Source organism: Thermorudis peleae, from assembly GCF_000744775.1.
GTDB lineage: Bacteria > Chloroflexota > Chloroflexia > Thermomicrobiales > Thermomicrobiaceae > Thermorudis > Thermorudis peleae.
In genome coordinates this window covers 546,498-571,796 of record NZ_JQMP01000003.1, presented here as the reverse complement: position 1 = coordinate 571,796, position 25,299 = coordinate 546,498, and the positions used below count along the sequence as shown (strand labels likewise).

General features: G+C 59.7%; 25 protein-coding genes. 18 read left to right on the top strand and 7 right to left on the bottom strand.

The annotated features are described in order from the left end of the window. Positions 1-5: 5 nt before the first annotated feature. Positions 6-1,388: a GH1 family beta-glucosidase gene (locus N675_RS05610; RefSeq protein ID WP_038038455.1), complete on the bottom strand. Its 1,383-nt coding sequence runs from the start codon at positions 1,386-1,388 to the stop codon at positions 6-8. A gap of 81 nt (positions 1,389-1,469) precedes the next feature. Beyond that, positions 1,470-3,239: a DNA polymerase III subunit gamma/tau gene (dnaX, locus tag N675_RS05605; protein ID WP_051914256.1), complete on the bottom strand. Its 1,770-nt coding sequence runs from the start codon at positions 3,237-3,239 to the stop codon at positions 1,470-1,472. Between the two features lie 76 nt (positions 3,240-3,315). Between dnaX and rsmI the strand changes: the two genes are divergently transcribed. The 3 genes from rsmI (at position 3,316) to N675_RS05590 (ending at position 6,265) form a co-directional block, all read left to right on the top strand. Then, on the top strand, positions 3,316-4,152 hold the full coding sequence (gene rsmI / locus N675_RS05600) for a 16S rRNA (cytidine(1402)-2'-O)-methyltransferase (protein WP_038038453.1): 837 nt from the start codon (positions 3,316-3,318) through the stop codon (positions 4,150-4,152). 77 nt (positions 4,153-4,229) lie between these two features. Then, on the top strand, positions 4,230-5,486 hold the full coding sequence (locus tag N675_RS05595; RefSeq protein ID WP_051914252.1) for a CaiB/BaiF CoA transferase family protein: 1,257 nt from the start codon (positions 4,230-4,232) through the stop codon (positions 5,484-5,486). Continuing rightward, positions 5,483-6,265, top strand: a complete 783-nt coding sequence (locus tag N675_RS05590; RefSeq protein WP_038038452.1) for an enoyl-CoA hydratase/isomerase family protein — start codon at positions 5,483-5,485, stop codon at positions 6,263-6,265. Before N675_RS05595 ends, N675_RS05590 begins: the two co-directional genes overlap by 4 nt. A gap of 5 nt (positions 6,266-6,270) precedes the next feature. On the opposite strand, the gene N675_RS05585 is transcribed toward N675_RS05590, so the two are convergent. Together N675_RS05585 and N675_RS05580 are read right to left on the bottom strand one after the other, a co-directional pair. After that, the gene (locus tag N675_RS05585) at positions 6,271-7,752 is read right to left on the bottom strand and encodes a DHA2 family efflux MFS transporter permease subunit (RefSeq protein WP_051914250.1); all 1,482 of its coding nucleotides are present in this window, start codon (positions 7,750-7,752) and stop codon (positions 6,271-6,273) included. 145 nt (positions 7,753-7,897) lie between these two features. Further along, positions 7,898-9,292, bottom strand: coding sequence for a flavin monoamine oxidase family protein (locus N675_RS05580; RefSeq protein WP_051914248.1), 1,395 nt, complete (start codon positions 9,290-9,292; stop codon positions 7,898-7,900). A 329-nt stretch (positions 9,293-9,621) separates the two neighbouring features. Between N675_RS05580 and N675_RS05575 the strand changes: the two genes are divergently transcribed. Continuing rightward, positions 9,622-9,819, top strand: coding sequence for a hypothetical protein (locus N675_RS05575; protein WP_038038451.1), 198 nt, complete (start codon positions 9,622-9,624; stop codon positions 9,817-9,819). A 103-nt stretch (positions 9,820-9,922) separates the two neighbouring features. Here N675_RS05575 and N675_RS05570 read toward each other — a convergent pair whose 3' ends face one another. Then, positions 9,923-10,930, bottom strand: coding sequence for a TIGR03557 family F420-dependent LLM class oxidoreductase (locus tag N675_RS05570; RefSeq protein ID WP_038038449.1), 1,008 nt, complete (start codon positions 10,928-10,930; stop codon positions 9,923-9,925). A gap of 68 nt (positions 10,931-10,998) precedes the next feature. Beyond that, positions 10,999-11,721, bottom strand: a complete 723-nt coding sequence (locus N675_RS05565; RefSeq protein ID WP_051914246.1) for a TIGR00703 family protein — start codon at positions 11,719-11,721, stop codon at positions 10,999-11,001. 198 nt (positions 11,722-11,919) lie between these two features. Between N675_RS05565 and N675_RS05560 the strand changes: the two genes are divergently transcribed. From N675_RS05560 to N675_RS05525, 8 genes are all read left to right on the top strand, one after another. Next, the gene (locus N675_RS05560; protein ID WP_051914245.1) at positions 11,920-12,495 is read left to right on the top strand and encodes a TetR/AcrR family transcriptional regulator; all 576 of its coding nucleotides are present in this window, start codon (positions 11,920-11,922) and stop codon (positions 12,493-12,495) included. 78 nt (positions 12,496-12,573) lie between these two features. After that, positions 12,574-14,400 carry a hypothetical protein gene (locus N675_RS05555; RefSeq protein ID WP_038038448.1) on the top strand — a complete coding sequence of 609 codons (1,827 nt, stop codon included), beginning with the start codon at positions 12,574-12,576 and terminating at the stop codon, positions 14,398-14,400. A gap of 65 nt (positions 14,401-14,465) precedes the next feature. After that, positions 14,466-15,104, top strand: a complete 639-nt coding sequence (locus N675_RS05550) for a hypothetical protein (protein WP_038038447.1) — start codon at positions 14,466-14,468, stop codon at positions 15,102-15,104. 222 nt (positions 15,105-15,326) lie between these two features. Continuing rightward, entirely contained in the window at positions 15,327-15,902 is a 576-nt protein-coding gene (locus tag N675_RS05545; protein ID WP_051914243.1) for a sigma-70 family RNA polymerase sigma factor, read from the top strand. After that, complete coding sequence (locus N675_RS05540; RefSeq protein ID WP_038038446.1) at positions 15,902-17,068, top strand: anti-sigma factor family protein; 1,167 nt, start codon at positions 15,902-15,904, stop codon at positions 17,066-17,068. The genes N675_RS05545 and N675_RS05540 overlap by 1 nt, the downstream gene beginning before the upstream one ends. Before the next feature lie 118 nt (positions 17,069-17,186). Further along, positions 17,187-17,477, top strand: coding sequence for an Asp-tRNA(Asn)/Glu-tRNA(Gln) amidotransferase subunit GatC (gatC, locus tag N675_RS05535; protein ID WP_038038445.1), 291 nt, complete (start codon positions 17,187-17,189; stop codon positions 17,475-17,477). A gap of 18 nt (positions 17,478-17,495) precedes the next feature. Next, positions 17,496-18,974, top strand: a complete 1,479-nt coding sequence (gatA, locus tag N675_RS05530) for an Asp-tRNA(Asn)/Glu-tRNA(Gln) amidotransferase subunit GatA (protein ID WP_081886890.1) — start codon at positions 17,496-17,498, stop codon at positions 18,972-18,974. 1 nt (position 18,975) lies between these two features. Further along, a complete protein-coding gene (locus N675_RS05525) occupies positions 18,976-19,380 on the top strand; it encodes an FtsB family cell division protein (RefSeq protein ID WP_038038444.1) in 405 nt (134 codons plus the stop codon). Here N675_RS05525 and N675_RS05520 read toward each other — a convergent pair. After that, positions 19,377-20,090, bottom strand: coding sequence for a LuxR C-terminal-related transcriptional regulator (locus tag N675_RS05520; RefSeq protein ID WP_081886889.1), 714 nt, complete (start codon positions 20,088-20,090; stop codon positions 19,377-19,379). The two genes, N675_RS05525 and N675_RS05520, sit on opposite strands and share 4 nt — an antisense overlap. A gap of 429 nt (positions 20,091-20,519) precedes the next feature. Between N675_RS05520 and N675_RS05515 the strand changes: the two genes are divergently transcribed. From N675_RS05515 to galE, 6 genes are all read left to right on the top strand, one after another. Beyond that, positions 20,520-21,173: a sigma-70 family RNA polymerase sigma factor gene (locus N675_RS05515; protein WP_051914242.1), complete on the top strand. Its 654-nt coding sequence runs from the start codon at positions 20,520-20,522 to the stop codon at positions 21,171-21,173. Between the two features lie 36 nt (positions 21,174-21,209). Continuing rightward, complete coding sequence (locus N675_RS05510) at positions 21,210-21,866, top strand: anti-sigma factor (protein ID WP_038038440.1); 657 nt, start codon at positions 21,210-21,212, stop codon at positions 21,864-21,866. A 94-nt stretch (positions 21,867-21,960) separates the two neighbouring features. Next, positions 21,961-22,692 (top strand): SIMPL domain-containing protein, encoded by a 732-nt coding sequence (locus N675_RS05505; protein ID WP_038038438.1) that lies wholly within the window; start codon positions 21,961-21,963, stop codon positions 22,690-22,692. 115 nt (positions 22,693-22,807) lie between these two features. After that, positions 22,808-23,776: a sulfurtransferase gene (locus N675_RS05500; protein ID WP_231577946.1), complete on the top strand. Its 969-nt coding sequence runs from the start codon at positions 22,808-22,810 to the stop codon at positions 23,774-23,776. Then, complete coding sequence (locus N675_RS05495) at positions 23,773-24,282, top strand: inorganic diphosphatase (protein WP_051914240.1); 510 nt, start codon at positions 23,773-23,775, stop codon at positions 24,280-24,282. The genes N675_RS05500 and N675_RS05495 overlap by 4 nt, the downstream gene beginning before the upstream one ends. After that, positions 24,263-25,294, top strand: a complete 1,032-nt coding sequence (galE, locus tag N675_RS05490) for a UDP-glucose 4-epimerase GalE (RefSeq protein ID WP_051914239.1) — start codon at positions 24,263-24,265, stop codon at positions 25,292-25,294. The genes N675_RS05495 and galE overlap by 20 nt, the downstream gene beginning before the upstream one ends. Positions 25,295-25,299 lie beyond the last annotated feature (5 nt).

The following is a 25,299-nucleotide window of genomic DNA, read 5'->3' as shown; positions in this document are numbered from 1 at the left end:
GCCAATCACGCGTTTCCTGGAACCTCTGCGTCGTCTGGCAACGTGTTCGTTTGCGTGACGCGTTGGTACCAGCTATAGCTCGCCTTGGGAACCCGAATCAGCGTGTCGTAATCAACATAGATCAGTCCAAAGCGCTTGCTGTAACCGAACGCCCACTCGAAGTTATCAAGCAACGACCACACGAAATACCCCCGAAGCGGCACCCCCTCCTCAATCGCCCGGTGGGCCGCAACAAGGTGCTGATGCAAGTATGCGATGCGCTGGGGATCATCGACGCGAGCACGCTCAAGGCGGTCAGGCAACGCCGCGCCGTTTTCGGTGATGTAGATCGCACGTGGCGCGTAGTCGCGATGAATCCGCGTGAGTAACTCGTAGAGGCCATCGGGGACAACGGGCCAACCCATCTCCGTTAGCTGATAGTTTCGCCGCGCGAGTTCCTCAGGTCCAAGCGTTTCGATCCCCAGAGGATGGCGATCATACGAGACGGCCCGAACGAACTGCGGGGCATAGTAATTGACGCCAAGGAAATCGATCGGCACAGCGATGATGCGCAGATCATCGGCTTCAACCCGCGGAGCAAACGGCCCATACGCAGCGACAAGTTCTGCCGGATAGCCCTTCCCAAAGACCGCATCGAGGAAGAATCGGTTCAGTCCCATGTCAGCGAGCTGAGCTGCGCGTACATCTTCCTCAGACGGTGAGGCTGGATGCACAGGCGAAAGATTCAGCGTGATTCCCACCTGGGCGTTGCTCTGGCGCGCACGGATCACCTGAACGGCAAGCCCGTGAGAAAGCAACAAGTGGTGCGCAACTTGGAGTGCCGTCGCAATGTCGCGGATACCCGGCGCATGTTGACCAGTGAAATGACCAATATACGCAACAACCCAGGGCTCATTATGGGTAATCCAGTACTGAACACGGTCGCCGAGGCGTTGGACGACAACGTCGACATAGTTGGCGTAGGCCTCGGTCGTCTCGCGGACAGTCCAGCCACCGCGGTCTTGGAGTGCCTGCGGAAGATCCCAATGATAGAGGGTGACAAACGGCGTAATGCCGTTGGCGAGCAATCCATCGACGAGGCGGTCGTAAAAATCAAGTCCCTTCTGATTGATCTCCCCAGTACCGTAGGGCAGGACGCGCGGCCAGGCAATTGAAAAGCGATAGGCGTTGAGGCCAAGCTCACGCATCAACCAGACGTCTTCGGGCCAGCGGTGATAATGATCATCAGCAATATCGCCAGTATCACCGTTCAGCGTTTTGCCTGGCGTATGGCTAAACGTATCCCAGATTGATGGGCCGCGGCCATCTTCGTTGACCGCCCCTTCGATCTGATATGATGCTGTCGCTGTTCCCCACCGAAAGCCTTCGGGGAATTGTCGCCCTGCCACGATCCGCCCTCCGTCCTTGTTCTCTTCTGCGCGTTCGCCGCGCCTGGTGGCGTACAGCCTGATGATACTGCGTTTTCTCAGTTATGAGGGAAGATCACGAGCATTAAAGATGCTGCGAGCTGCCCGCAGTCGCTCAAGGTCGTCGTCACCCAGATCCGCCGCGGGCGTCGCGGTAGCTGGCGGCTCAGGCTCAACATTAGAAGCGCCGGACGGAGTCGCGTGACCGAGCGCACGGTTTTCCTCGGGGGAAAGGCAGCGAATCTGCACCCGACGGCCGATGTAACGCTCAAGCACTCGGACAATCGCTTCACGCACTTTCGCATCGCGATTGACCATATTGCGATGAAATTCGTGGGGAGAGACGAGGATGAGTTCGTCACCAAGCAGGCGTGCCGGTTCGATGTCGCCGAGACTGGCCGCAGCTTTACTGCTCAATGCCCGCACTTCTCGCCGAATGCGCTGCCAGTTATTGACCAGGCGCTCGATGAGTTCTTCCTCATCAAAATGCTGCTCTGAGGAAGATGACGACACCGTTGGCGAAGCCGTCGCTGGGCGGGCAGGCGGCGAGCTAGGACGCGCCGACGGGACAGGCTGACGGTCCGAGCGTACGCTCGGCACTGCCGCGGCCGGGCGACTCGGGGCTGGAGGCACCTCCTCGTGTGGCAAACTGCTACGACGAGCAGCCGACGGTGCAGGCACGCCAGGCATGGCTGTCACACCATCGAGGCGCAGTGTCGCCTCAACCGCAGCAAGTTCAAGGACAATGAGCGGCTCGATCCCACTACGGGGGAAACTCAGGTCTAGCCCGCTGAAAACACGGAGCAGGGTCGTCCAACCAGCAAGATCAAGTTGTGCAGCCTGGTTTCGTGCTCGCTCGTCAGCGAAGAGTTCAACACCGCCGGCACGAGTATGGAGGAGAAGACGCAAGTAATCCAGCAACTGCCGAGTGAACTGTTGTATGTCGCTGCCATCTTCAGCAACAGCGTTGATGAGTCGCAAAGCTGCTCCAGCGTCCCGAGCGATCAGAGCATCAACGAGGGCAGCAAGCCGCTCGTCTCGGCTCAGGCCAAGCGCGGCACGCACGTGTTCGGCTGTCAACGTCGCTGGGCCATCCGGCGTGTCAGCAAAGAGCCGAACACGCTCCAGTAGCACCAAGGCATCACGCAAACTACCGCTTGCGTGCCGAGCGATCAGCTCAAGCGCCTGCTCATCGGCGACGATGCCCTCCCGTTCACAAACAGTACGCAAGCGGGCGCACATCGCCTCGAGCGGGATACGCCGGAAGTCAAACCGCTGGCAACGCGACGCGACAGTATCAAGCAGTTTGTCAGGCTCAGTTGTCGCGAGAACGAAAACAACATGCGGCGGAGGCTCTTCGAGCGTCTTCAGGAAGGCGTTGCACGCATCACGCGTCAACTGGTGGGCTTCGTCGATAATGTAGAACTTGACGCGGAGCTGAGCTGGTGCATACTTCACTTTCTCGCGTAAGTCGCGAATATCATCGACACCACGGTTTGAAGCGGCGTCAATCTCGATGAGGTCGACAGTCGCACTAGTATTGATCAACTGGCAAGCTTCGCACGTGTTGCATGGCCGCTGCCATGGGTCGGGGTGGAGGCAATTGACCGCTTTGGCCAACAAGCGCGCTGTGCTTGTCTTGCCGGTGCCGCGGGGACCACAGAAGAGATAGGCATGCGCTACCCGGCCATGGGCGATGGCGTTGCGCAGCGTCTGAGCAATCGCCTCTTGGCCAACGAGCTCTCCAGGTGCAAACGATTGCGGGCGATACTTTCGATACAGGGTGTTGGATTGCGCCGCCGGCTGCTGCAGAACGTGTCGATCTTCGGCCATGCTCATCTCACGATCGTCCGCCGGATGGCGGGTACACTCGCTGATGAGGAAGTATAACCGCTGGAGGTGCGCCACGGTGGCAACGCTGTATGTGGTCGGGACACCCATCGGAAACCTCGCCGACATCACGATGCGGGCGCTCGATGTTCTGCGTAGCGTGCCATTAATCGCTGCCGAAGACACGCGGCGCACGCGTATCCTGCTCCAGCACTATGGCATCAACACGCGGCTGGTGAGCTACCACGAGCACAGCCCACCCTCTCGGCTTGCCGAAATTCTCGACGCACTGACCCACCACGACGTCGCCCTTGTGACCGACGCGGGAATGCCCGGCATTGCTGATCCAGGGCAGGAACTGGTCAATGCCGCAGCGGAGAGAGGGTTTCCGGTCGTCCCCATTCCTGGGCCATCAGCACTGACAGCCGCGGTCTCTGTCTCGGGTCTCGTCTCTGACGGCTTCGTGTTCCTTGGCTTCCTGCCTCGCACCGCCCAGGCCCGGCGCGCACGCTTGCGCCAGCTTGCCGCGCTACCCTATCCACTCGTGCTCTACGAGGCGCCACATCGGCTGGCAGCGACACTCGCTGACCTCGCCAACGAACTCGGCGACCGCCCCGTGGTCATTTGTCGTGAACTGACCAAGGTGCACGAGGAGATTACGCGGACAACGCTCCAGCACGCCACAATGCACCTTGCCACCCCGGTCAAGGGCGAATTCGTGCTCGTTATCGGGCTCGCCAATAGCACGCCGGAGCCAAGCGACGACGAGCTTATCTCCCGCCTGCGCGCAGCCCTAGCAGCTGGGCATCCGCCAAGTACGGCCGCAAGACTGATCGCCACCGAAACGGGCCTACCGCGCAACCGGCTGTACCGGCTTGCACTCACACTGCAAGGCCACGGACAAACCGAGTCGTGACATGGCGCGACTCCCCGATTAAGATGAAGAGGGAAACAGTGGTGCACTGTCAGCGCGGGATGGAGAAGAACGTGCACATGGCTATTTCGTCACCATTCGCGTCCCCAAATGATCCTCTCCCGCTGGAAGGTGAGCGGGTCCTTGAGTTTGGCCAGGCAGTCTCGAGCCCGATGTGCGGAATGCTTCTCGGTGACCTCGGCGCCGATGTGATCAAAGTTGAGCCGCCTGAAGGCGACCCAGCACGCGGCTACGGTCCACCGTTTGTTGCCGGCGAGAGCCCCTACTTCCTCTCGGTTAACCGTAATAAGCGCAGCATCGTCCTCGACCTCAAGACCGAGGCAGGTCGGCACATCGCCCGCCAGCTCGCCGAGCAGGCCACAGTGATCATCACCAACTTCCGTCCGGGGGTAATGGACCGGCTCGGCCTCGGTGAAACAACCTTGCGTGAGGTCAATCCAACGTTAATCTTCTGTCAAGTGAGTGGATATGGTCCACGCGGGCCGTATGCACACTTGCCAGCCTTTGACCAGGTTGCCCAAGGCATGTCGGGACTCATGAGCGTCACAGGGACGAAGGAAAGCGGCCCCTTGCGCGTCGGGGTCGCGATTGGCGACATTCTTGCCGCGCTCTTCGCTACCTACGGTATCCTCGGCGCAATTGTTGCCCGGCAGCGGACAGGCAGAGGGCAGCGCGTCGACACGTCGTTGCTCGGTGCAATTATCGGCATCCTAACGTACCAAACCGGCCGCTACCTAGCAGGCGGTGGCGACCCCGAGCCAGCCGGAAACGAGCACCATGTTGCGGCGCCCTACGGAGCATTCCGTGCCAAGGATGGGATGCTGAACATCGCCATTGCGAATGAGCAGATGTGGCGTCGGCTCGCTGAAACCGTCGGCCATCCAGAATGGCTTGATGACCCGCGCTTTGCCACCAACGCCGACCGAGTCGCCAACCGGACTGAACTCAACGCGCTGCTCGAAGCCGCACTCGCGCATGACACCGTCGAGCACTGGTTTGAGCGCCTCAGCGCGGCCGGTGTTGCCTGTGGGCCGATCTGGACAATTGGGCAGGCGCTCGAAAGTGAAGTCGTGCAGCACCTTGGGATTGTTCGACGCGTCCAGCACGACCTTGCCGGCGATATCCCACTCATTGGCCCCGCTGTCGAGCTTTCAGCCACACCCCCAAGTATTCGTCGCCCACCGCCGCTCCTTGCCCAGCATACGCGTGAAGTACTTGAGGAGCTTGGCTACACGGCAGAGGAGATCGCAACGCTCGCCGAACAAGGGGCAGTACGCCTTGGGCCGATTACCAAAGAAACGGCGGTCACATCATGAGCCAACATCTGCTGCTTACGCAAGATGGACCAGTTGCCACCCTCACGCTCAACCGGCCAGAGGCATTGAATGCTATCACGGTGGCGATGTGGACGGCATTGGCCGAGATTACGGCCCAGCTTGCAACTGATCCAACAGTGCGCGTCGTCCTTGTCCGCGGGGCGGGCGATCGAGCCTTCAGTGCGGGCGCAGATATTCACGAGTTTCCAACGCAGCGCAATACCCCCGAGCAAGCAGCTCGGTATGACGACCTGATTCGGCGCGCTCTCTGTGGGATACAGGCTCTACCGCAACCGGTCATCGCCGTCATCCATGGGTTAGCCGTCGGTGGTGGGCTCGAACTCGCAGCCGCCTGCGACGTCCGAATTGCGAGCCAACAGGCAGCCTTTGGACTACCGATTGGGCGGCTTGGAGTGATGCTTGGACTTGAAGAGGCACGGCTGCTCCTCGAGTTGATCGGGCCGGCAGCGTTGAAAGACCTCGTCTACCGAGGCGAACTCATCACGGCCGAAGAAGCGCGCCGCCTTGGGCTTGTCACCCATGTTGTGCCACCAGCCGAGTTGGAGAGCACTGTCCGGATGTACGTACAGCGTCTTCTCGCCCAGGCTCCACACGTCATCGCGGGACTCAAACGGCTGCTACGGCTGGTTGCCAACGGTGCATCCACCGAAGACCCTGCGTACTGGGCACTACTGGTTGAGACGTACGGCAGTGCAGACTATCACGAAGGCGTGCAAGCGTTCATCGAGAAGCGAGCACCAGCCTTCCGCGGCCAGTAACGAGCTTAGTCACCCGCTCCCCGCACCCGAGCCAGCTGTTGTTGCCGCTTCAGCCAGCGGGCCCGAGCCGTATCCGGAATCAGGAAAATAATGGGAATCACGAGCAGAATCAGGGCAGAAAGACCACGGAGAATGACTTCAAGCCCGTGTCCCTGATTCTGGAAGTGCGCCAGTAGCAGCACGATGGTCGCCGTACCCAGCACACCTCCTGTCGAGCGAAACATGCCCCGGAGTCCAATAATGCGGGCCACGGCCTCAGGCATCAGCTCGACCGCCGCATTATTCGATGCCGGCCCGCTGATCCCCACGCCAATGCCGGTGATCCCAACAAGCGCTGAAAGCAGGACGACGTCGCTGACTGGGTGGCCGAAGAGCGTCACATGTTGCCAGCCTTGCGAGGTCAAGAACAGGCCGAGACTGACGAAGAGAATCCCAGCGATCATTGGCACCCGATAGCCAGTACGGATCAAAACGAACGAGCTTATCGTCGAGCACAGCACCATAATGATGGCACGGGGTGTGAGGATAAACCCAGCAGTCGTCTCAGACATGTGATAGACATCGATCGCATAGAGCGGGATAAAGCTAAAAAAGCCAAAGACGAGGGCACCGTAGAGGAAATTATAGATGTTGACCGCAGCGAAGGCACGCTCGCGCAGCAGCCGCAACTCGACCATCGGGTCGGGTGCTCGGCTCTCTTGATAGACAAAGGCAACGAGGGCGAGAATCCCAAGAGCAATCCAGAGGGCAACCTGCCAGCTAAAGACGACCTGGTTCCCCCAGACGGTCATGCCATACATGATCCCCACAATTCCAAGCGCAAACAGGCCCGCCCCCAGAAAGTCAATGCGGTGCTGCCCCGGGGCACGCACGCCGCGCGGAATCAAGACCAAGCCAGCCAGGAGCAAAACCACCCCGATCGGCACGTTGACGAAGAAGATCGAACGCCAGCCAAAGTGATCGATCATCCAGCCACCGACGTTTGGCCCGATGATGCCTCCCAAGGGGAAGACACTCGTGAAGAGGCCAATTGCCGTTGGGCGCCAGCGGTCATCGAAAACATCGCTCACAATGCCTGACGCTGAAGGCAAAAACGCGCCGCCGCCCATCGCCTGAAACACACGGAAGAGAATCAGTAAGTAGACATTGGGGGCAAGAGCACAGAGCAACGAGCTCAGCGTGAAGAGAAAGACGCAGCCCAGAAAGAGCCATTTACGGCCAAGCTCGTCACTAAGCTTGCCGGCCATCGGCATCACGACAGTCTGCGAAAGCTGGTACGCGGTCAATACCCAGCCAAGCCAGACAAGGTTCGTCTTCAGCCCCTCGACCATGGCTGGCAAGCCAACCGCCACAATCGTTGAATCGATACTCGACATGAGCAAGGCAAGCGCGACCACGATAAAAATGAAAATCGACCGCAGGCCAGGCCCTCGGCTTGTCCGCGGTCGATGTCTGGTCATGTCCGCTTGCGCTGCCGTCTCCACCATCAGTAACCATTCCCCTTTCCCAAGCGGCCGTGAAGCGTTCTCAACGGGCAGCTACCCGCCCGTTTTGTGCCTGGCCGCTGCCGGCAGCGGGCAATCGGTAACTTTACGCCGCCCCTCTTCTTCTGACAAGAGATCATCTGATCACCTAGCGAAGGCGTGGCGCGTCGCTTGGTGGCGTTGTGCGATAGCTCTCCAGGCCAAGTACTTGCAGGGCCGCGCGAGCTCCGCTCAAGATGGCACCCTCAATGTAGCCGTACCACACTGGCGAGGTTTCAGTACCAGCCCAGACGATCCGGCCCCAGTTTCGACGCACCATCCGATAGTGCCGCGAAAGAATCCCCGGTCCCATATTGGCAACGTACGCTCCCTCTGACCAAGGTTCGGCTTGCCAGACATGGTCGCGATAGAGCCGGATTGGCGGCAAGGAGCCAAAAGCCGCCTCAAGAAAACGCTGGACAATCGCAGCGCGCTCGTTCATTGAGAGCCAGGAGAGACGACGAGCCGCTGCCCCCTCAAGAAAGCCAACAAGCATCCCAGGACGACCGCTCGGCGGACTGTTATCGAACGCGACACGGACATCCCCATCAGCCGCAACAATCTGGCCTGAGAGGCCACGTTCACGCCAGAAGGCCTCGTCAAAGACAACATGCCATTTAATCACCGCGCCCATCTTCATCTCGTGGGAAAGCACAGCCAGTGATTCTGGCAACTCTGGTGCAAAAGCGATTTTTCGCCACAACGGCGGTGGCACGGCGACAACAACGTAATTGGCATGAACCGTTTCATCAGGTGTGCGAATGAGCACGTCCTGTGGCGAGGCCACGATGGCCTGAACCGGCTGCCCAAGATGGATACGGTTGCCGAGCTTTCCAGCGATGATGCGAGCAAGAGCGTCAGCACCAGAGGCAAACTTCCGTTCCTGTGCTCCACCTCGGACGCTGAGCAGATGCTGGAAGCTCTTGCCACTGTGCATGTAGAACAGACTATAGAGATAGGACAATTCCTCGGGCTCAGCTGAGAACACCGCAGTGATCGCCGTCTCGAGCAACCCGCGCACCACCGGATCACGTGCGTGCCGGTCGAGCCAGTCTCCAAGCGTTTGCCGATCAAGTAACTTCGCGCGACGCCCCGACCAGGGATAGTCGACCGGAATGCGCCGCGCTGCAAGATCAAGCCGCAAGAGAAGCCAGCCAAGCTGGAGTGTGCGCTTCAAGCCAACCGGCGGAATGAGGCCGCGATAGGGACGGGCAGTCCCATCGACCAGCACAAGGTGCCGCCCGCGGGTATAGACCCGCTCGAGCGGCAACTCAAAGCGCCGAGCCAGACGGAGGATACGCTCCTGTCCCGGTCCAACCCACTGGCCGCCAAGGTCGATCACCGGGCTCGTGCCCCCCTCGCTGAGCGGCACCGACCAGACTCGCCCGCCGATTCGGTCACGTGCTTCGAGCACGACGACACGCACGCCGGCTTCCTGGAGCCGCCATGCAGCCGTCAAGCCGGCGTAACCGGCTCCGACTACTGCAACATCGACATCTGCCATGGCACGCCTCCTCCGCCAGTCGCCTCTGTCGTGTCAGTGTAACGCGTGGGCACGGGCAGCGCTTGACAGAAAGGCATAGGCGGAGTACACTGAGAGCGCTGGGCAATGGAGCCCAGCGGAATTGAGAAGCGGCAGGTAACGCCGCTGTTTTTGTGTCTCGTGGAGGGTTTGGTTCGATGGATGCTGGACCGATAGGCAGTACAACCCCCACGAGCTGGTCGGGTGCGGATTTCTAATCTCCTCTTGTCGCATCACCCCTCCGCTCCCGAGCTAGCTCGGGGGGTGTCGCAGTGCACACCAAACATGCAGACGCCCAAAGGAGGGGAGCGATGCGGAATTATATGCGCTATACCATCGTCACCCAAAATGGTCGGCCAGTGATCCGAGCGGTACCAGTTCCGCGCCGGATCGAGGAGTCCTCGCTGCCAACAACAACTGCCCAGGATCAGGCCGAAGAGCAGACAACTGAGGCTACCGCGCCACGACTGCGCCGAATCCGGCGCTTCCGGATCCTCGACATTCGCTAAGCGGTCGTGGCCGGTACGACACTGCAACACAACCCGCATGCATCGCCCCCCCCCGCAGGAAAGTCCTGACGGGGGGCGCGCTGCGTTTATGGACGAACAAGGCTCATGACGCAGTCACTGGCTCAGGCCAGCGCAACTTCGGGATGACATGCTCGCCGTAGGCTTTGATAAAAGCCTCTTGGTTCCGCCCTACATTGTGGACGTAGATCTCCGTAAAGCCGAGATCAATGTAGTGCTGAATCTGTTCCCGATGCTGCTCAAGATCGGCCGAGATGAGCACTCGGTTCTGGAAATGCTCGGGACGCACCAGCCGTGCCATTGCGGCAAAGTCCTCGGGATTGCGGATATCCGCCTTGGGGAAGGCCATACCACCGTTTGGCCACTCGCGCATCGCCTGCTCCAGGGCTTCCTCATCAGTCTCGGCCCAGGAAACGTGGAGCTGCAGTAGGCGCGGCATACGAACCGGATCTTTCCCAGCCGAACGTGCCCCCTTTTCAAAACGACTCAGAAGCTGGCGCAACTTTTCATCAGCTGCGCCGGGAGTCAGGATGCCATCGCACCGCTCGCCAGCACGCTCACTCATGTAGGGACCTGCCGTGCCAACAATCACCGGAGGCGGTGTTTCCGGCATGGTGTATAATCGCGCACTCTCAAGCGTAAAATATCGACCGCTGTACTTGACAACCTTCCCGGTAAAGAGTTGCTGGATCACATCGATTGCCTCAAGCAGTATGCGGATGCGCTCAGGTGCTTCAGGCCAATAGCGCCCAACAATATGCTCGTTCAGCGCCTCGCCTGCCCCCACGCCGAGCCAGAACCGGCCAGGAAACATCGCCTCAAGCGTCGCTGCAGCCTGGGCGATAATGGCTGGATGATAGCGGAACCCAATTGGGGCTGTGACACCGACACCGAAGCGCAGACGCGTGGTCGCCCCAAGTGCACCAAGCCATGACCAGACGAAGCCGCTCTGCCCCTGCTCGGGCGTCCAAGGATGAAAGTGGTCGGAAGCAAGCACGGCGTCAAACCCAGACTGCTCAGCAAGCTGGCTCCAGCGAAGTAAATCACGAGGGTGAAACTGCTCAAAACTTGCACAATACCCGAGGTGTCCCATAGCCCCCTCCTGCCTTGCGATTCTCTCACTGTTGATCTTGCCACTGTTGGCAAGCGGAGGGTACGCCCTTAATCTAGGGCAGCAAGCAGGCCTTCAAGATGCTCAGCGGTATCAACGTCGAACAGATGGATGGTCGGCAAGAGCCAGGTCACAATGTAGCGATCATCCCCATCTTTGTTCTGGCCAAAATAGACCAGCGAAAAACGCCCAACGCCGGTGCGATCCCGAAGCACATCGTGAGCTTCCCGGAGAGCGCGCCGCCACTTGGCCGGAAGTTGGTCAAAGGGCACAGCGCGCCCTACCTGTCCGCGCGCTTGGATCAACTCTGTTGTCAAGCCACTCGAGTGGAACGCCTGTGAGAGCTTGCCAAATCCCCGCTTGCGGAAGAAGGCCAACAACAACTCGCCCGCCGGTAGCGTAAAAAGCAATGTATCCTGCCCCTCCGGTGAGCGATGATAGGCGCGAATCACCCCGCGTCGATCTTCGAGATCGACGCGAATTCGCAAGGTTGCGCCGCGGAGCTCGTCGACAATGCGATGCACGGCATAGGATTCTCCCTCTTCCTCGTACTGCTCACCAGCCTGACGCCGTCCAGCTTCCGCGACAAAAAACGCAGCCTGGCCACCACGGAGTCCTTGCAGCAGATCAAATCCCCACGCCTTTAGGCTTTTCAAACGAACCTCACGCTCTTCCGGAATTGGGCCCCAGATCTCACGAACGAACGTGTTCAGCGCACGCTCATGCTGCAACGCGAGCTGCCGGTTTCCTTCAGCCACGGTATCACCTCCCATCAAATCTACAACTCCTTTAACTGATCCGATTGCGCTTACTTTATACAAGTAAGCGCAAGTTTTCTTAACTATACCACTGCATGCATATGCCGCGCAACAAGTCGCTGCTTGCTACAATGACGCCGGCATGTTAGTACCTACTATAGGGGGCCACAGTATCGTACCGTAAGGCAGGATTGATCGCGGAAGGGCGTATGCGTGATCAAAGAAGGGGAAACCTCAGCTCACCAGCGGCTTCTCACTGCAGCGCTTGAAGCACTGGCCACGTATGGCTACCGCGGCGCAACAACGCGGATCATTGCTGAGACTGCCGGTGTCACAGAACTCACACTCTTCCGGCATTTCGGATCAAAGCAGCACCTGATGCAAGAAGCGCTGCACTACTTTACCCCAACGATCGCCTTACCAGACCCCTCGGACGATGTCGAGCACGACCTGCTCGCACTCGGACAAGCCTACCTTGACCTCATCGCAGCCGACGGTGGATTATTCCTGCGCCTCTTATCAGAACTCCTTCGCCACCCCGAACTGCTTGCAAACCATCCACCAACTGGAATCCTTCAGACGTTTGAACGCGTCATGGCGCTCTTTCGCCATCACCAACAGCATGGTCGACTCACCAAGAGCGAGCCAGCCGAGACGTTGGCCTTAGCCTTCATCGGGCCGCTCATGGCACGGTTCCTCCTCGGCAATATCTTCAGCTTCCACATTCCCCTTGACTTACCACAATACGTACGGGGCTTTCTCACAGGACGTAGCGCAAACAGAGCCTAACAGCTGAGGGGTTGCAGAAGGGAACCAGGCTTGCTAAGGTCACAGTGCAGGGAAGGGCCAGGTCTCGAGGGGGATACCATGACACGCCGGCATACACTGGCAGTCATTCAATGGCTCGCGGCGATGATCCTGAGCCTCGTCGGTGCGTTCGGAGCATTTGGCATTCCAGTCGTCTCGGCAGCAGTCAACACCGACGGATGGGAGTTGGAAGCGGTCGCTTGCCCAAGTGGCGGAGGGCTCGCGGTCGGCGAGTTTGTCGGCGGACCAGCTATCCCACCAAGCGGTTCGGGAAGCCTCGAGATCCGCATCGCCAGCGATGGCAAGGGCTGGTTCCAAGTGCGTTACCCCCAACTGACAAATATCCCGCTCAGCAGCATTACAACACTTCAGTACAGCACCTATGTCGAGACACCAAACACGTCAGCAGCACCGTACTTGACACTCAGCATTGATCTCACGGGCGATGGCACACCCGATGACCAGCTGATCTTCGAACCGTCCCAAAACGGCACGGTGACGTCTCAGACCTGGCAGACCTGGGACGCGCTCAATGGCCTCTGGTGGTCGCCCAACGGCACGGCCGGACTGACCCGCGACCACCCACAACCGCTGAGCACCTACCTTGCACAGAACCCAACTGCCCGGCTCGCCAGTGCCTCTGGGATGCCGAGCCTCATGCTCGCTGCTGGTTGCTTGAGCGGCTATACCTGGAACAATTGGCAGGGATCGATCGACAATGTTACGTTCAGCGGCGGCGGCATTACCACAACCTGGGACTTTGAACCAACCGGCGTGATCAGCACGGCGCCGCCACCGCCGCCACTGGTCGCTGGACCAATACTCAGCACGCTTACCCCCAAGCCATGGACAACCGTCTCACCGGGGAATGTGCAGATCGCCTTCACCGTGGTGAGCCCAAACCCGATTACGGCCGTCACCGCCATACTCGCTACCGGGCCAACAGCGAGCACGAGTCAGCCCTTGACCATGCAAGTCAATGGCCTGGGCACGTTCCAGGCTCAAGCGAGTACGATGCCATCGCTGCAGCCTGGGCTCTATACCGTCCGCGTAACGGTCCAAGACAGCCAGGGGCATGTTCGGCGCACGACTTGGCCCTTCGTCGTCTCAACCAACCTTGGCGATAGCTGGTGGTTCTTGGCTGACGGTACACCACGGCGTGATGTTATCGAGGCAACGCTCCGCAGCCTCGTTGAGGCCTTCCGCTGGCACCTTTACGGTGAGACATGGGACGGCCAATCTCATGCCGATATCCCCACCCATGCCAGCCTGAACCCTGGCGCAATCCACTTCGACGGCTTTGCCCCTGATCGCTATGCAACACTACCCCCAGGCGAGATTCAGCTTGCCATCCACGTCACGGCAGACAGCCCGTTGCGTGACGTCACCCTCTGGCTCAACGGTCAGCCGCTTTCACCAGAGAAGGGCGGGCCAAGTGAGACGAGTCTCGCCATCTTCACCACGCAACCGTTGACAGCGGGTAGCTACGGCCTACGTGCCACCGCAATCGACGCCGCCGGCCACCAACTGACGACGACCTGGAGTTTTATGGTCTCAAACGACCCTGGTGAATCAGCATGGTTCTTTGGCAACGGCACGCTTAAAGCCGCGACAACGACGCGAACACTGAAGGCGTTGGTCGAGGCATTTCGCTGGCATCTCTGGGGCATCTCCTGGGATGGACAACCCCACCCCGATCTACCAACCCATGCGACGACCGTAAGCCCCGCCCAGCCATTACCGACCTGGTTCGATAGCAATGGCCAGCCAAATCCACAAGCGCTCAGCGACACGCTACGTAGCCTAGTCGAAGTCTTCCGTTGGCATTTCTGGGGCGAGAGCTGGGACGGGCAACCGCATCCTGAGGTGCCGACACACGCCAGCTAAGCCCAACACGAGAGCAATCTGTGATAGGCTTCCCCCGGCGCGCAGGCAGTGCGCCGGGGGTCGATATGTGGACGCGTGGAATCTGGCGAGCACTTCTTTCATTTGTCGTGCTTGTACTCCTTAGTAGCTGCGGCACGTCATCGACACAGCGCACACCAGTGTCGTCTGCAGCTCCAACCGTGCCAACCCGTTCGGCAACGACAACGCCGGTGGTACCAAAGCTCACCGTCACACCAAGCGGACTGGTTCTCCAGCCACCGCAGGTCACGTTGTCTGCTCAAGCTGGTGAACAGGCAGGGAATATTGGTTCTTACTTCTGGGTGCATGAGAGCGGCCTGGCTGCGGAGGGCCATGCATCAGGATTCCCAGCACAGCAACCAGCACTAACGCTCCATACTGGTGAGACTGCCCACTTCCGCTTTAGTGGTGGACCAGCTCCGACGCGGTTGACCGTCGCCGCCTATACAAAGGACGAGAACACAAGCACAATCGGCGCAAACAACACGCCCGGATTCGTCATCAAAACGTCGCCGGCGACAACGACAACCCTCCAGATGAGCGGAGACACCGCATCCTGGCTCGTCTCGCTTGCACCAGGGCAATACTACCTTGTGCTTCATGCCGAATGGCCTGCGCCAGCGAAGAACCCGGTTCCTGGACGACAACCCTCAGCCGACTACGCTTTCACGATCACCGTCCAGTAGCGCTTCCCCATACCTCAATTCTTCTCTGCAATGGAAGCGGACGAATTCTCGCCTGAGGCAACCCTGATCCCCTCCGGTTTTCCCGCAAAACTGCGATTCCGTTGCGTTCGCGAGCAATGGAGGCATGGAAGCGCTGGACGAGAGGTGGGAGTGGACTGTCACACTTCACGGGGCAGCGGTGTTATCGTCTATGAGAGGCGCGAGAGGAGTTGGTTAAGCCTCATGGTCGCACGCCACGCGCTATTACCAAACGATTGGGCACTTCTGCGTGCTGCGCAGGATGGCGACGACGAGGCCTTTTCGCGACTGTTCGCCCAGCATTATCCGCTGGTTTTCTCGATCGCACTGCGGATTACTGGCCGGCTAGAAGACGCGGAAGATGTGACTCAAGAGGTGTTCCTTCAGCTCTATCACCGCCCGCCAGCTCGCGACAGTGATGCGGGCATCCGACCATGGCTGGCACGCGTCGCAGCAAACGTGGCACGGAACATGCTTCGCCAACAGCGCCGCCTCGCGGCTCGCACGCAGCGATACGGCCAACTTGAACAGCCGATAGCTGACGAGCCGATCGAACTTGCAATCGCTCGTCGAGAGACAGCTGCATTTGTCCGTCAGTTACTTGACGGCTTGCCGGAGCGCGATCGTTTGCTGCTCAGCTTGCGAGCCGCTGGCCTGAGCTACCGCGAGATCGCCGATGCGCTTGACCTGCGCGAAAGCTCAATTGGCAAACTTCTGGCCCGCGCGGAAGAACGATTTCGCGCTCGGTATGCTGAACTTTCTGGGGAGGAGCTGGCCTAATGCGTCTCTTCCACCGTTGTCCATCCATCGGCACACTCCGCTGTGCGCTTGATCATCCCAATCCCCAGATTAACGCGCATGTGGCAACGTGCCCGCGTTGTGCTGCAGCCATGGCCCGCTTGCAACAGAATGCCGCACTGGCGCAGTCGATGCTTGATCAGCTCGCTGCTACTCCCGCGCCTGATCCCGCAGTAATGCTGGCGCAGCTACGCCAGCGACGCACCACACCGGTAACACGCACCCATTGGGGTGGGAAAGGAGAAAGCATAATGGCTCGACGGTTTCGGTCAGCCCGTACGCGGGTTGCCCTCGTTGGCACGGTACTCATTGCTGGGCTCGCACTCCTGGTTACCTTTGTTCCAGTAAGTGCACTTGCGGACGAACTCATTAACCGCTTCCGCGTGCAGCAGTTCGCGGCGATCACAATCCCGATGGACGCCATGAATCAGATCGCCGCTGCGCACAGTGCCCTCACGCCAGAAGAGCAGCAGGCGCTGCAACAGGAACTGGCACAAGTCGCCCAGTTCTCGACAACGCTGAATGAGCAGAGCGTTCACGAAGTCAATTCGCTCGCGGATGCTGCCCGCATCCTTGGTCGTACACCGGCGTCGACCACACAGGTACCAGGCGCACTGGCTGGGGTAACACCACGGATCGGTGTCAGTGATGCTGGCACGGCTATCTTGACGATCAACGTCGCCAAGGCGCAGGAGTTTGCGAGTAAGCTTGGAATTCCGCTCTCATCGCTGCCCAACCCGCAGACGAATCCGACGGTCACTATTACCCTGCACGTACCGGCTGGCGTTGTGCAAGTCTACGAACAAGGCGATCAGAAGCTGGCGATTGGTGAGATGGAAAGTCCGGAACTTGACATTCCGGCTTCGATCGATACGGAGGCACTCCGCGAAGACCTCCTTTCCATCCCAGGGCTGCCGCCGGATGTAGTCGCGCAAATTCGCGCTGTCCATGACTGGCAGCATACCCTGATCATTCCAGTGCCCAGTGGGGCAACGACGCAGCAGGTGACGGTGCACGGTGTGCCTGGCCTACTCATTAGCGGGCCACAAGGGTCGGCAGTACTCTGGCAGCAGAACGGCATTCTTCACGGTGTCGTTGGCACGTTCGACAGCAATACCGTGCTACGCGTTGCTCAATCCGTGCACTAACCCTGCATACCCCCACCCTCCCCAACTCCAGACCCGGTAGCGAGCCGGCCCTCCGGCTCGCTGCTGTTTTTCCCGTGCTACACTCTCCAGCAAAGGAGCGCGGCGGAAGGAGGAGCATGTGCTCAGCCGTGAGATCGTCGATCACATTGCCATGCTGGCTCGCCTCGGCCTCACTGAAGAGGAACGCGAGCGCATGCGCATCCAACTCTCGAGCATCCTTGAACATGTCAGCCGAATCCAAGAGCTCGATACGGAGGCAATTCCCCCGACAGCACAAGTCATTGAGCTCCACGACGTGATGCGCGACGACGTGGTCCAGCCCTCACTACCACAAGCAGCAGTGCTCCAGAACGCTCCAGCTGCCGAAAACGGCTACTTCCGGGTCAATGCGGTGCTCGAGCAGTCATGAGGAGATGAAGGAGGAACCGTGAAGCAGGAGTTGACGCGGCTGACGATCCGCCAGGCGCGGGAATTGCTCGACCGCCGCGAGGTCAGCGCACAAGAGTTGCTCGAGGCCCACCTCGAGCAGATTGCCCAGCTCGAACCGTACCTCCACGCTTTTATCACGGTGACTGCTGACATCGCCCGAGCCCAGGCTGCGCACGCTGATCGCCGCATTGCCGAGGGTGACGTTCTGCCGCTGACTGGCATTCCCATTGCACTGAAAGATGTGCTCTGCACCATTGATGCTCCAACGACGGCTGGCTCGCGCATCCTCGAGGGCTTCCGGTCACCGTACGATGCAACCGTTGTCGCCAAACTGCGCGAGCAGGGTGCCGTGTTTGTGGGCAAGACCAACACTGATGAGTTCGCGATGGGGTCATCGACGGAGAATTCGGCGTATGGCCCAACGCGAAACCCCTGGGACCTTGAGCGGGTACCGGGAGGCTCAAGTGGTGGCTCGGCGGCAGCCGTGGCCGCCCGTGAAGCGATCGTAGCACTCGGGTCAGATACCGGTGGCTCAATTCGTCAGCCAGCAGGCTTCTGTGGCATTGTCGGACTTAAGCCGACGTATGGACGAGTCTCGCGCTACGGGCTCGTTGCGTTCGCGAGCAGTCTTGATCAGATCGGCCCCTTCGGCCGCACTGTCGAAGACGTTGCTATCCTGCTCGGGGCAATCAGCGGGCATGACCCCCACGATTCAACGTCGGTTCCACTGCCCGTCCCGACCTACACTGATTTCTTAACGGGCGATATTCGTGGGCTGCGCATTGGCGTGCTAGAGAATGAGGCCGAGGGAGTCGATCCGGCCGTTACAGCAGCAATCCAGGATGCGCTACGCACCTTGGAGGACCTAGGCGCAACGGTTGAACCGGTTACGCTGCCCCACATATCCTATGCCTTGCCGACGTATTACATCATTGCCCCATCAGAGGCGAGCGCGAACCTCGCGCGTTATGATGGGGTCAAGTATGGCCTCAGCGCCGGCAAGGATACATTGCTCGAGAACTACCTGGAGACGCGCGGCCGTGGATTTGGCCCGGAAGTCAAGCGGCGCATCATGCTTGGCACGTATGCCCTGAGTGCTGGCTACTATGATGCCTACTACGTCAAGGCCCAAAAAGTGCGAACGTTGATCAAACGCGACTTTGATACGGCATTTACCAAGGTCGATGTCATTGCACTGCCAACATCGCCGACGGTTGCCTTCCGGCTCGGTGAGCGTACTGAGGATCCGCTGCAGATGTACTTGGCCGATATTTTCACCATTCCAGCTAATATGGCCGGACTCCCCGGCATCGCTGTTCCCTGTGGGCTGGCACAGGGGTTACCAGTCAGCTTACAGTTCATCGGCAAGGCTTTTGATGAAGCGACAATCCTCCGGGTTGCCCACGCCTATGAGCAGGCAACGTCGTGGCACACCATCGTGCCACCTGTAGTTGCGCAAGTGAAGGGCAGCCAGTAACATGCAGATCGACCGGGGACGGATCCAGGCCTCAGCGCTCATCCTTCTTGCACTCGGTGTGACGCTCTATTTTAGCGTTGCGTTTGGCCAGCAAGCCTGGCGTGCGCGCCAGCTGCAGGCACAAGTGAACGAGCGGCAGCAACAACTAACCACCTTGCAGCACGAGCATGACGCCCTTGCTGCTGAACTTGCTCAGTACTCTGGGCCACAATACCGATCCTATGTTGAGCAGACTGCCCGGCGAGAGCTTGGCCTGGCGTATCCCGGCGAGACAGTCGTCATTGTCCATTGGCAGGACACCGCCACACCAACGCCTACACCAATCGCTGGACCCTCTTCTTCGCCAAACACTACATCACCAAACTGGCGTCGCTGGCTCGAGCTCTTCCACCTGCCGATGCCCTAATTGGCCGTGTTCAGCAGGCCGTGCAGCACAGCGTAAATCGCTGCCTGCGTTCGATCACGGACACCAAGCTTCTCAAAGAGCAAGGAAAGACGATTTTTGACCGTGCTCTCGGCAAGACTGAGCGCCGCAGCAATCTCCTTATTGCTCATACCAGCGGCAACGAGCGCCAAGAACTGGCGCTCACGCGGGGTCAAGCGCACGACAGCGGTTGTCCCGTGAACGGACATGAGCCGCCGCAGTTCTCGCACGACAATGGCAGTCAGCGCTGGACTCAATACCGTACCGCCAGCACAGACTTCCCGCAACGCACTCACCACTTCCGCAAGCGGCGTATCGCGGACAAGGCAGGCATCGGCTCCAGCACCGAGCAATTGAACAACGCTATGCTCATCGGTCGGCACGCCGAAGATAATCGCCCGGACCTGCGGCATCTCCTGTTTGGCGCGCAGAATGACGACCGGCAAGTCAACTCCTGGTAGTTCAGCATCAACTAAGAGAACATGTGGCTGCCACCGCTCCACCATGTCGAGTAGTTGCAGGCCATCACTCAACTCGGCGAGCACCCGCACTTTGGCGGTCACTTCGAGATAATGACGTAACGCCTGACGAAACAATCCGTGCCCGCCGGCGATGATGGCTCGCACACTCGCCCTCTCGGCTGACGATGAACCCACGCGGGCGGCAGAGGGTAGTGTAACGCTCCCTATCATCCCTAACGTCCCCCTCGTGCATCCTAGCGAAACGGTCACGAGTTTCGCTCATTGATTGTCCACCTGCGAGGGCCAATGCTATTATACCACCACATCGGATTGTCAACAACCACTTTTTTCTGATCGTTGCGTGAACTCATCGCCCTTGTTTCCATTGTCGAAACCCGACAAAACGCGGCTAGAGTGAGAAACCCTTGCAACAATCGATGATCTGATGTGACATTGATTGCACTGTCAAAAGGCCTTGCTTCTTTGCCATTTCTTCCGCACTGTCACCCCCCTTGACATCTCGGCCATGCTCACCCACACTCCCAATACGAATAAACGGCACCGCGGCTCCCGGCGCGATAGCCGAATACTCTTAGATGTGCAGTTCCTTTGGCCTAGTGACAGCCGGGAGAAGTGGGCTGGGCGGGACGTGAGTCAGGGGTGGAGCACGACCGCACACAATGGTCTGACGACGCGCTGGTCGCCGCCGTAGTCGCCGGAGACTTCGCGGCGTTCAATCTGCTCGTCGAGCGCTACCAGCGGCTCGTCTACGCTGTTACTCGCCGTGTTGTCCACGATGCTGCCCTCGCGGAGGACGCAACCCAAGAGGCCTTCATTCGTGCCTATCGAGCGCTAGACCGCTACCGTGGGGGAAACTTCCGTGCCTGGCTACTCCGCATTGCCGCGAACTGTGCCATCGACATTGTACGTGCCCAACGCCAACAGCCGACCCAATCACTCGATGCAATGCCCGTGGAACCAACCGGAGCAACGCCACTAGCAGAGACGGCACATCCCGATCCCGAACGCGTTGTCGATCAGGTCAGTCTGCATTCCTTGCTCGAAGCAGCGCTTGCGCAACTCTCCCCGGAACAGCGGCTACTCGTCACCCTCATCGACATTGAAGGTCTAAGCTATGAGGAAGCCAGTGACATCGCTGGCATCCCCGTTGGGACGGTGAAGTCGCGGTTAAGTCGAGCTCGGGCTGCATTACGGTCATGGCTGTGCGCTGATCCAGCCCGCCGGGAACTCTTGACGGCATATGTGCGTTCTCTTCAACAGAAAGAGGCGACGGCTGAGCCAGAGCAATCATAGCGGCGGTTGCTTAGACCGACTGAGGAGGCAGAAGGCGTGCAACGTGGATGGCATCCAAGCGATGAGGAACTCGCAGCCTGGCTTCTCGACGGGGCAGCCGACGAACGCGTGCGTATCCATGCTCAGCACTGTGCCATTTGCCAGCAGACAGCTGCTGAACTCGCGGCAATTGGCCGCGCCCTGCGCTCCTTGCCCGCACCAGCGTTACCGCGCTCCTTCACCCTCACACGTGAGGAACTTGCTCGTCTCCGGCCAGAACCGTGGTATCGCGTCTGGCAACGACTGTTCCGCCGCGTTGCGCTCGTGACGGCGACGGCTTTCGCCCTGCTCTTGTTCGCTGGCGCTTCGCTTGCGCTCCTCCTGCCGCCGGTCATGCTCGCAACACCAACCGCGGCCGCTGCCCCACGTATGTTGCAAGCACAGGCGATCGCATCAAGCGCCGCTGCAACGCCAGCCTCGGGACCAGCGCTGAGCGTTGCTCGCGTTGCCACAGTTCAAGCGACGCCAGCCGAGACGACATTCGAGCAAGCGAGCACCCGACCGGACGTAGCCCCAACAGCCAGCGTAACAATTCGCCCAACACCGCTGCTCTATGACGCCCGCTGGCATTTCTCGTTGCTCGTGCTCGGACTCGCCAGTCTCCTGAGTCTTGGCCTCAGTATTCTGTTGCCAGCTGTTGCCCGTCGTGGGTGAGACAACGCCCATACCCCGACGGCTAAACCACTATGACCGGAAGCAGCAAATGCCGAAGCGGCATGTTCCCAGTTTCGGCAGAGAGGAGGTTGCAATGTCTCGCGAACGACTCATCAGCTTACTCATTGTCGTAGGCGGTCTCGTGGTCATCGGTTCGGGCATGCTGGCACGTGCATGGTTCACCGCCATACCAGGCAAGCCAGTCGCTGCTGAGACAACGGCGCCGACGCATCAGATCAGCGTGACCGGCGAAGGCACAGTTTCAGTCACTCCCGATGTCGCACACCTTGTGCTTGGCGTCGATCTCCGTGGCCCAACGCTTGGACCGATCCAGCAGGAAGCCGCACAGCGGATGCAGGCCATTTTGCAAGCGCTCCAGCAGCATGGAGCACAAGCGGACCGAATCCGTACCGTGACATACACCGTCGCCATTCAGACTGACCAAAGCGGGCACCCGATTGGTTACCAAGTGCGTGATGTGATCGATGTCCCAATCCAGCCGATCGATCAGGCCGGACCAGCACTCGACGCCGCAATCACTGCTGGAGCAACCGTCGTTGAGGGCGTTCGTTTCACTCATGACGATCTCACTGATGCGATGCGTCAAGCACGGGAGCGGGCTGTCCAAGACGCCCAGACCAAAGCCCGGCAACTCGCGACAGCAGCTGGCATAAGCCTTGGTCCCGTCATTTCTCTGACAGAGAACACGGTGACGCCATTGCCAGCAGAAACACGCGTTGCGGCCGGGGCAACGCCGAGCACCCCCTTACCCCCCGGCGAGCTCACGGTTCGGGTGACGGTCAATGTCGTCTATAGCATCCCCTGATCGCTCGTCTCTACGTGCGCCAGAGAGCATCATTAGGTAGACCATCGGTCCACGCTCGGGTGGTCGCATCGTGAGGTAACGAACAACGAGAAGCGGAGCTGGCAGAAAGCACCTGATGATGCGGGCAAAGGCACGGTACACAATCCAAGCGCGGGCGCTCATCTATTGGGGATGGATTGTCCTGGCAGGATTGCTAGCTGGCTGTGGCCAACCGGCATTCGGCGCTTCCCCAACGCCGCCCGCACCGCCATCAGCCTATCCTAACGGCACACTCCTTATTACCGCACCACAACTGGCAGCAGAACTTGGAGATACCCAGCTGCGTCTGCTCGATGCTCGTCCGCTTCACGCGTATAACGCTGGGCACATTCCCGGCGCTCGCCATGCCTGGTGGCAAGACACTATTGAAGTACACAACGATATCTATGGCATGCTCACTGGCGAGCCTGGACGGGCTGCGCTCGTTCAGGCCTGGGGGATTCGTCCCGGGGTGCATGTCGTCGTCTACGATGACCAGGGAGGGCGTGACGCTGCACGAATTCTCTGGGTACTGCACGTGCTGGGGTTCCGAGCCGTGCAAATACTCGATGGTGGCTGGCAAGCCTGGCAGGCAGCTAACCTTCCGACAACCCGCACCGTGCCGCTCTCGTCCTCGGCCGGAGACTGGCCGGTCAGCCAGCTTGACTACCGCGTGCTGATCGGAGCAGAGGACGTGCTCCGTATCGTGCAAACCCACTCGGCGCTCATCATCGATGATCGGACTCCTGCTGAGCGAGACGAAACATGGAACGGCCAGCTTCGCCGTGGACACATTCCGGGGGCAATTCATTGGCCATGGGATCAGCTCTTCACTCCAGGACCAATCCCGTTCATTCGTCCGCCACACGAACTGCAGGCTGAACTAGCCGCTCTCGGTATTACGCCTGACCGACCGATCGTCGTCTACGGGCTAGACGGCCCGCATGCCGCTATTGCTTACCTTGCGTTTACGCTGCTTGGCTACCCTTCAGTACGTGTCTACGATGGATCGTGGGCACAATGGGGAAGCAGCAAGAGCACGATGCCCGTGGAGCTGAGCCAATGACGCATGGACAGGACGATTGCATCACTGCCATGATCGAAGACCCGGCGGGGAGCACGGTTCGCCACGTCCTTGATCCTGAGCATGGCTGGATAACCTACCAGCATCCATACGCCCGGCGCCCCTGGCCAGCAAACTATGGCTTCCTGCCGGGTACCTATAACCCGGCCGATGACGATCCCCTGGACGTGATCGTCCTGGCAGCATCCTCGCTCCCGACAGGAACAACCACGCGTGTCCGCCCGATCGGACTCTTCCGCCGTCCAGATGGCGATCATAAGGTCCTTGCTGTTGTCTGTGACGACCCGGTCTACGGCCATGCCCGGCAACTCGCTGACCTTCCGCCACACGTCATGACAGCAATCGAGGAGTGGTTTGCTGACTGGACCGTTGTCCTTGGGTGGGAAGACGCCTCAGCTACCCGTGCGCTGATCGCCAACGGACAGGCAGCACACTCTGCACGCGCACAACAACGGAGGGATAGCATTCATGGACACTCCTCAGACTGATGCAGTGCGACACCGCCCGTCGCAGCAGGGCGGGCTCCACATCCTCGTAACGGGTGGCGCTGGTTACATCGGCGCGTTTGTCACCCGTGCCTTGCAGGAAGCCGGTCACGACGTCATCGTCTTCGATAATTTGTCACAAGGCCATCGCGCCGCCGTTTGCGCGCCGCTTGTTGTCGGCGACCTCACCAACCCAGCTGATGTGGCAGCACTGTTTGCCCACCACCAATTCGACGCAGTCGTGCATCTGGCTGCGTGTATTTCCGTCGGCGAATCGGTACGGGATCCAGCCAAGTACGTGCGCGTCAACCTCGGCGGTTCGATTCAGCTCCTTGATGCGTGTATCCAGCACGGAGTGCGCTGGATTGTCTTCTCGTCAACATCAGAGGTCTACGGGGAAGCGCAGTACCTCCCCCTTGACGAAGCGCACCCGACGAATCCGAGCAATCCCTACGGAGCAACCAAGCTCGCCGTCGAGCAGATGCTGCACTGGTACGATCAAGCCTATGGCATTCGCTCGATCAGCCTGCGCTACTTTAACGCGGCCGGAGCAGCGCTTGACGGCTCGCTCGGCGAGGACCATCGCCCTGAAGAGCACCTTATCCCCAACGCAATCCGTGGTGCCCTCGGGCTTCAGCCGTTCCAGCTGACCTCTGCCCCAGTTGAGACGCCAGATGGCACAACGATCCGTGACTACGTTCATGTCCTCGATTTGGCTGATGCCCATGTCCGTGCAATTGAGGTGTTACGCGAGGGTCATCCGACGGACGCCATAAACCTGGGCAGCGGCGTCGGCTACTCAACGAAGGAGGTCATCACCACTATTCAACGGCTAACCGGCATTGATTTCCCGGTTGAACGTGGGGAGCCGCGGCCAGGCGAGCCACCGATCAAGTACGCTTCATACGCGAAAGCGGAACGGGTGCTGGGCTGGCGACCACGCTATGACCTCAAGGTGATGATTGAGAGTGCACTTCGCTGGCACCAGCGATTCCCGAACGGCTATCCGGAGTAAGCGCA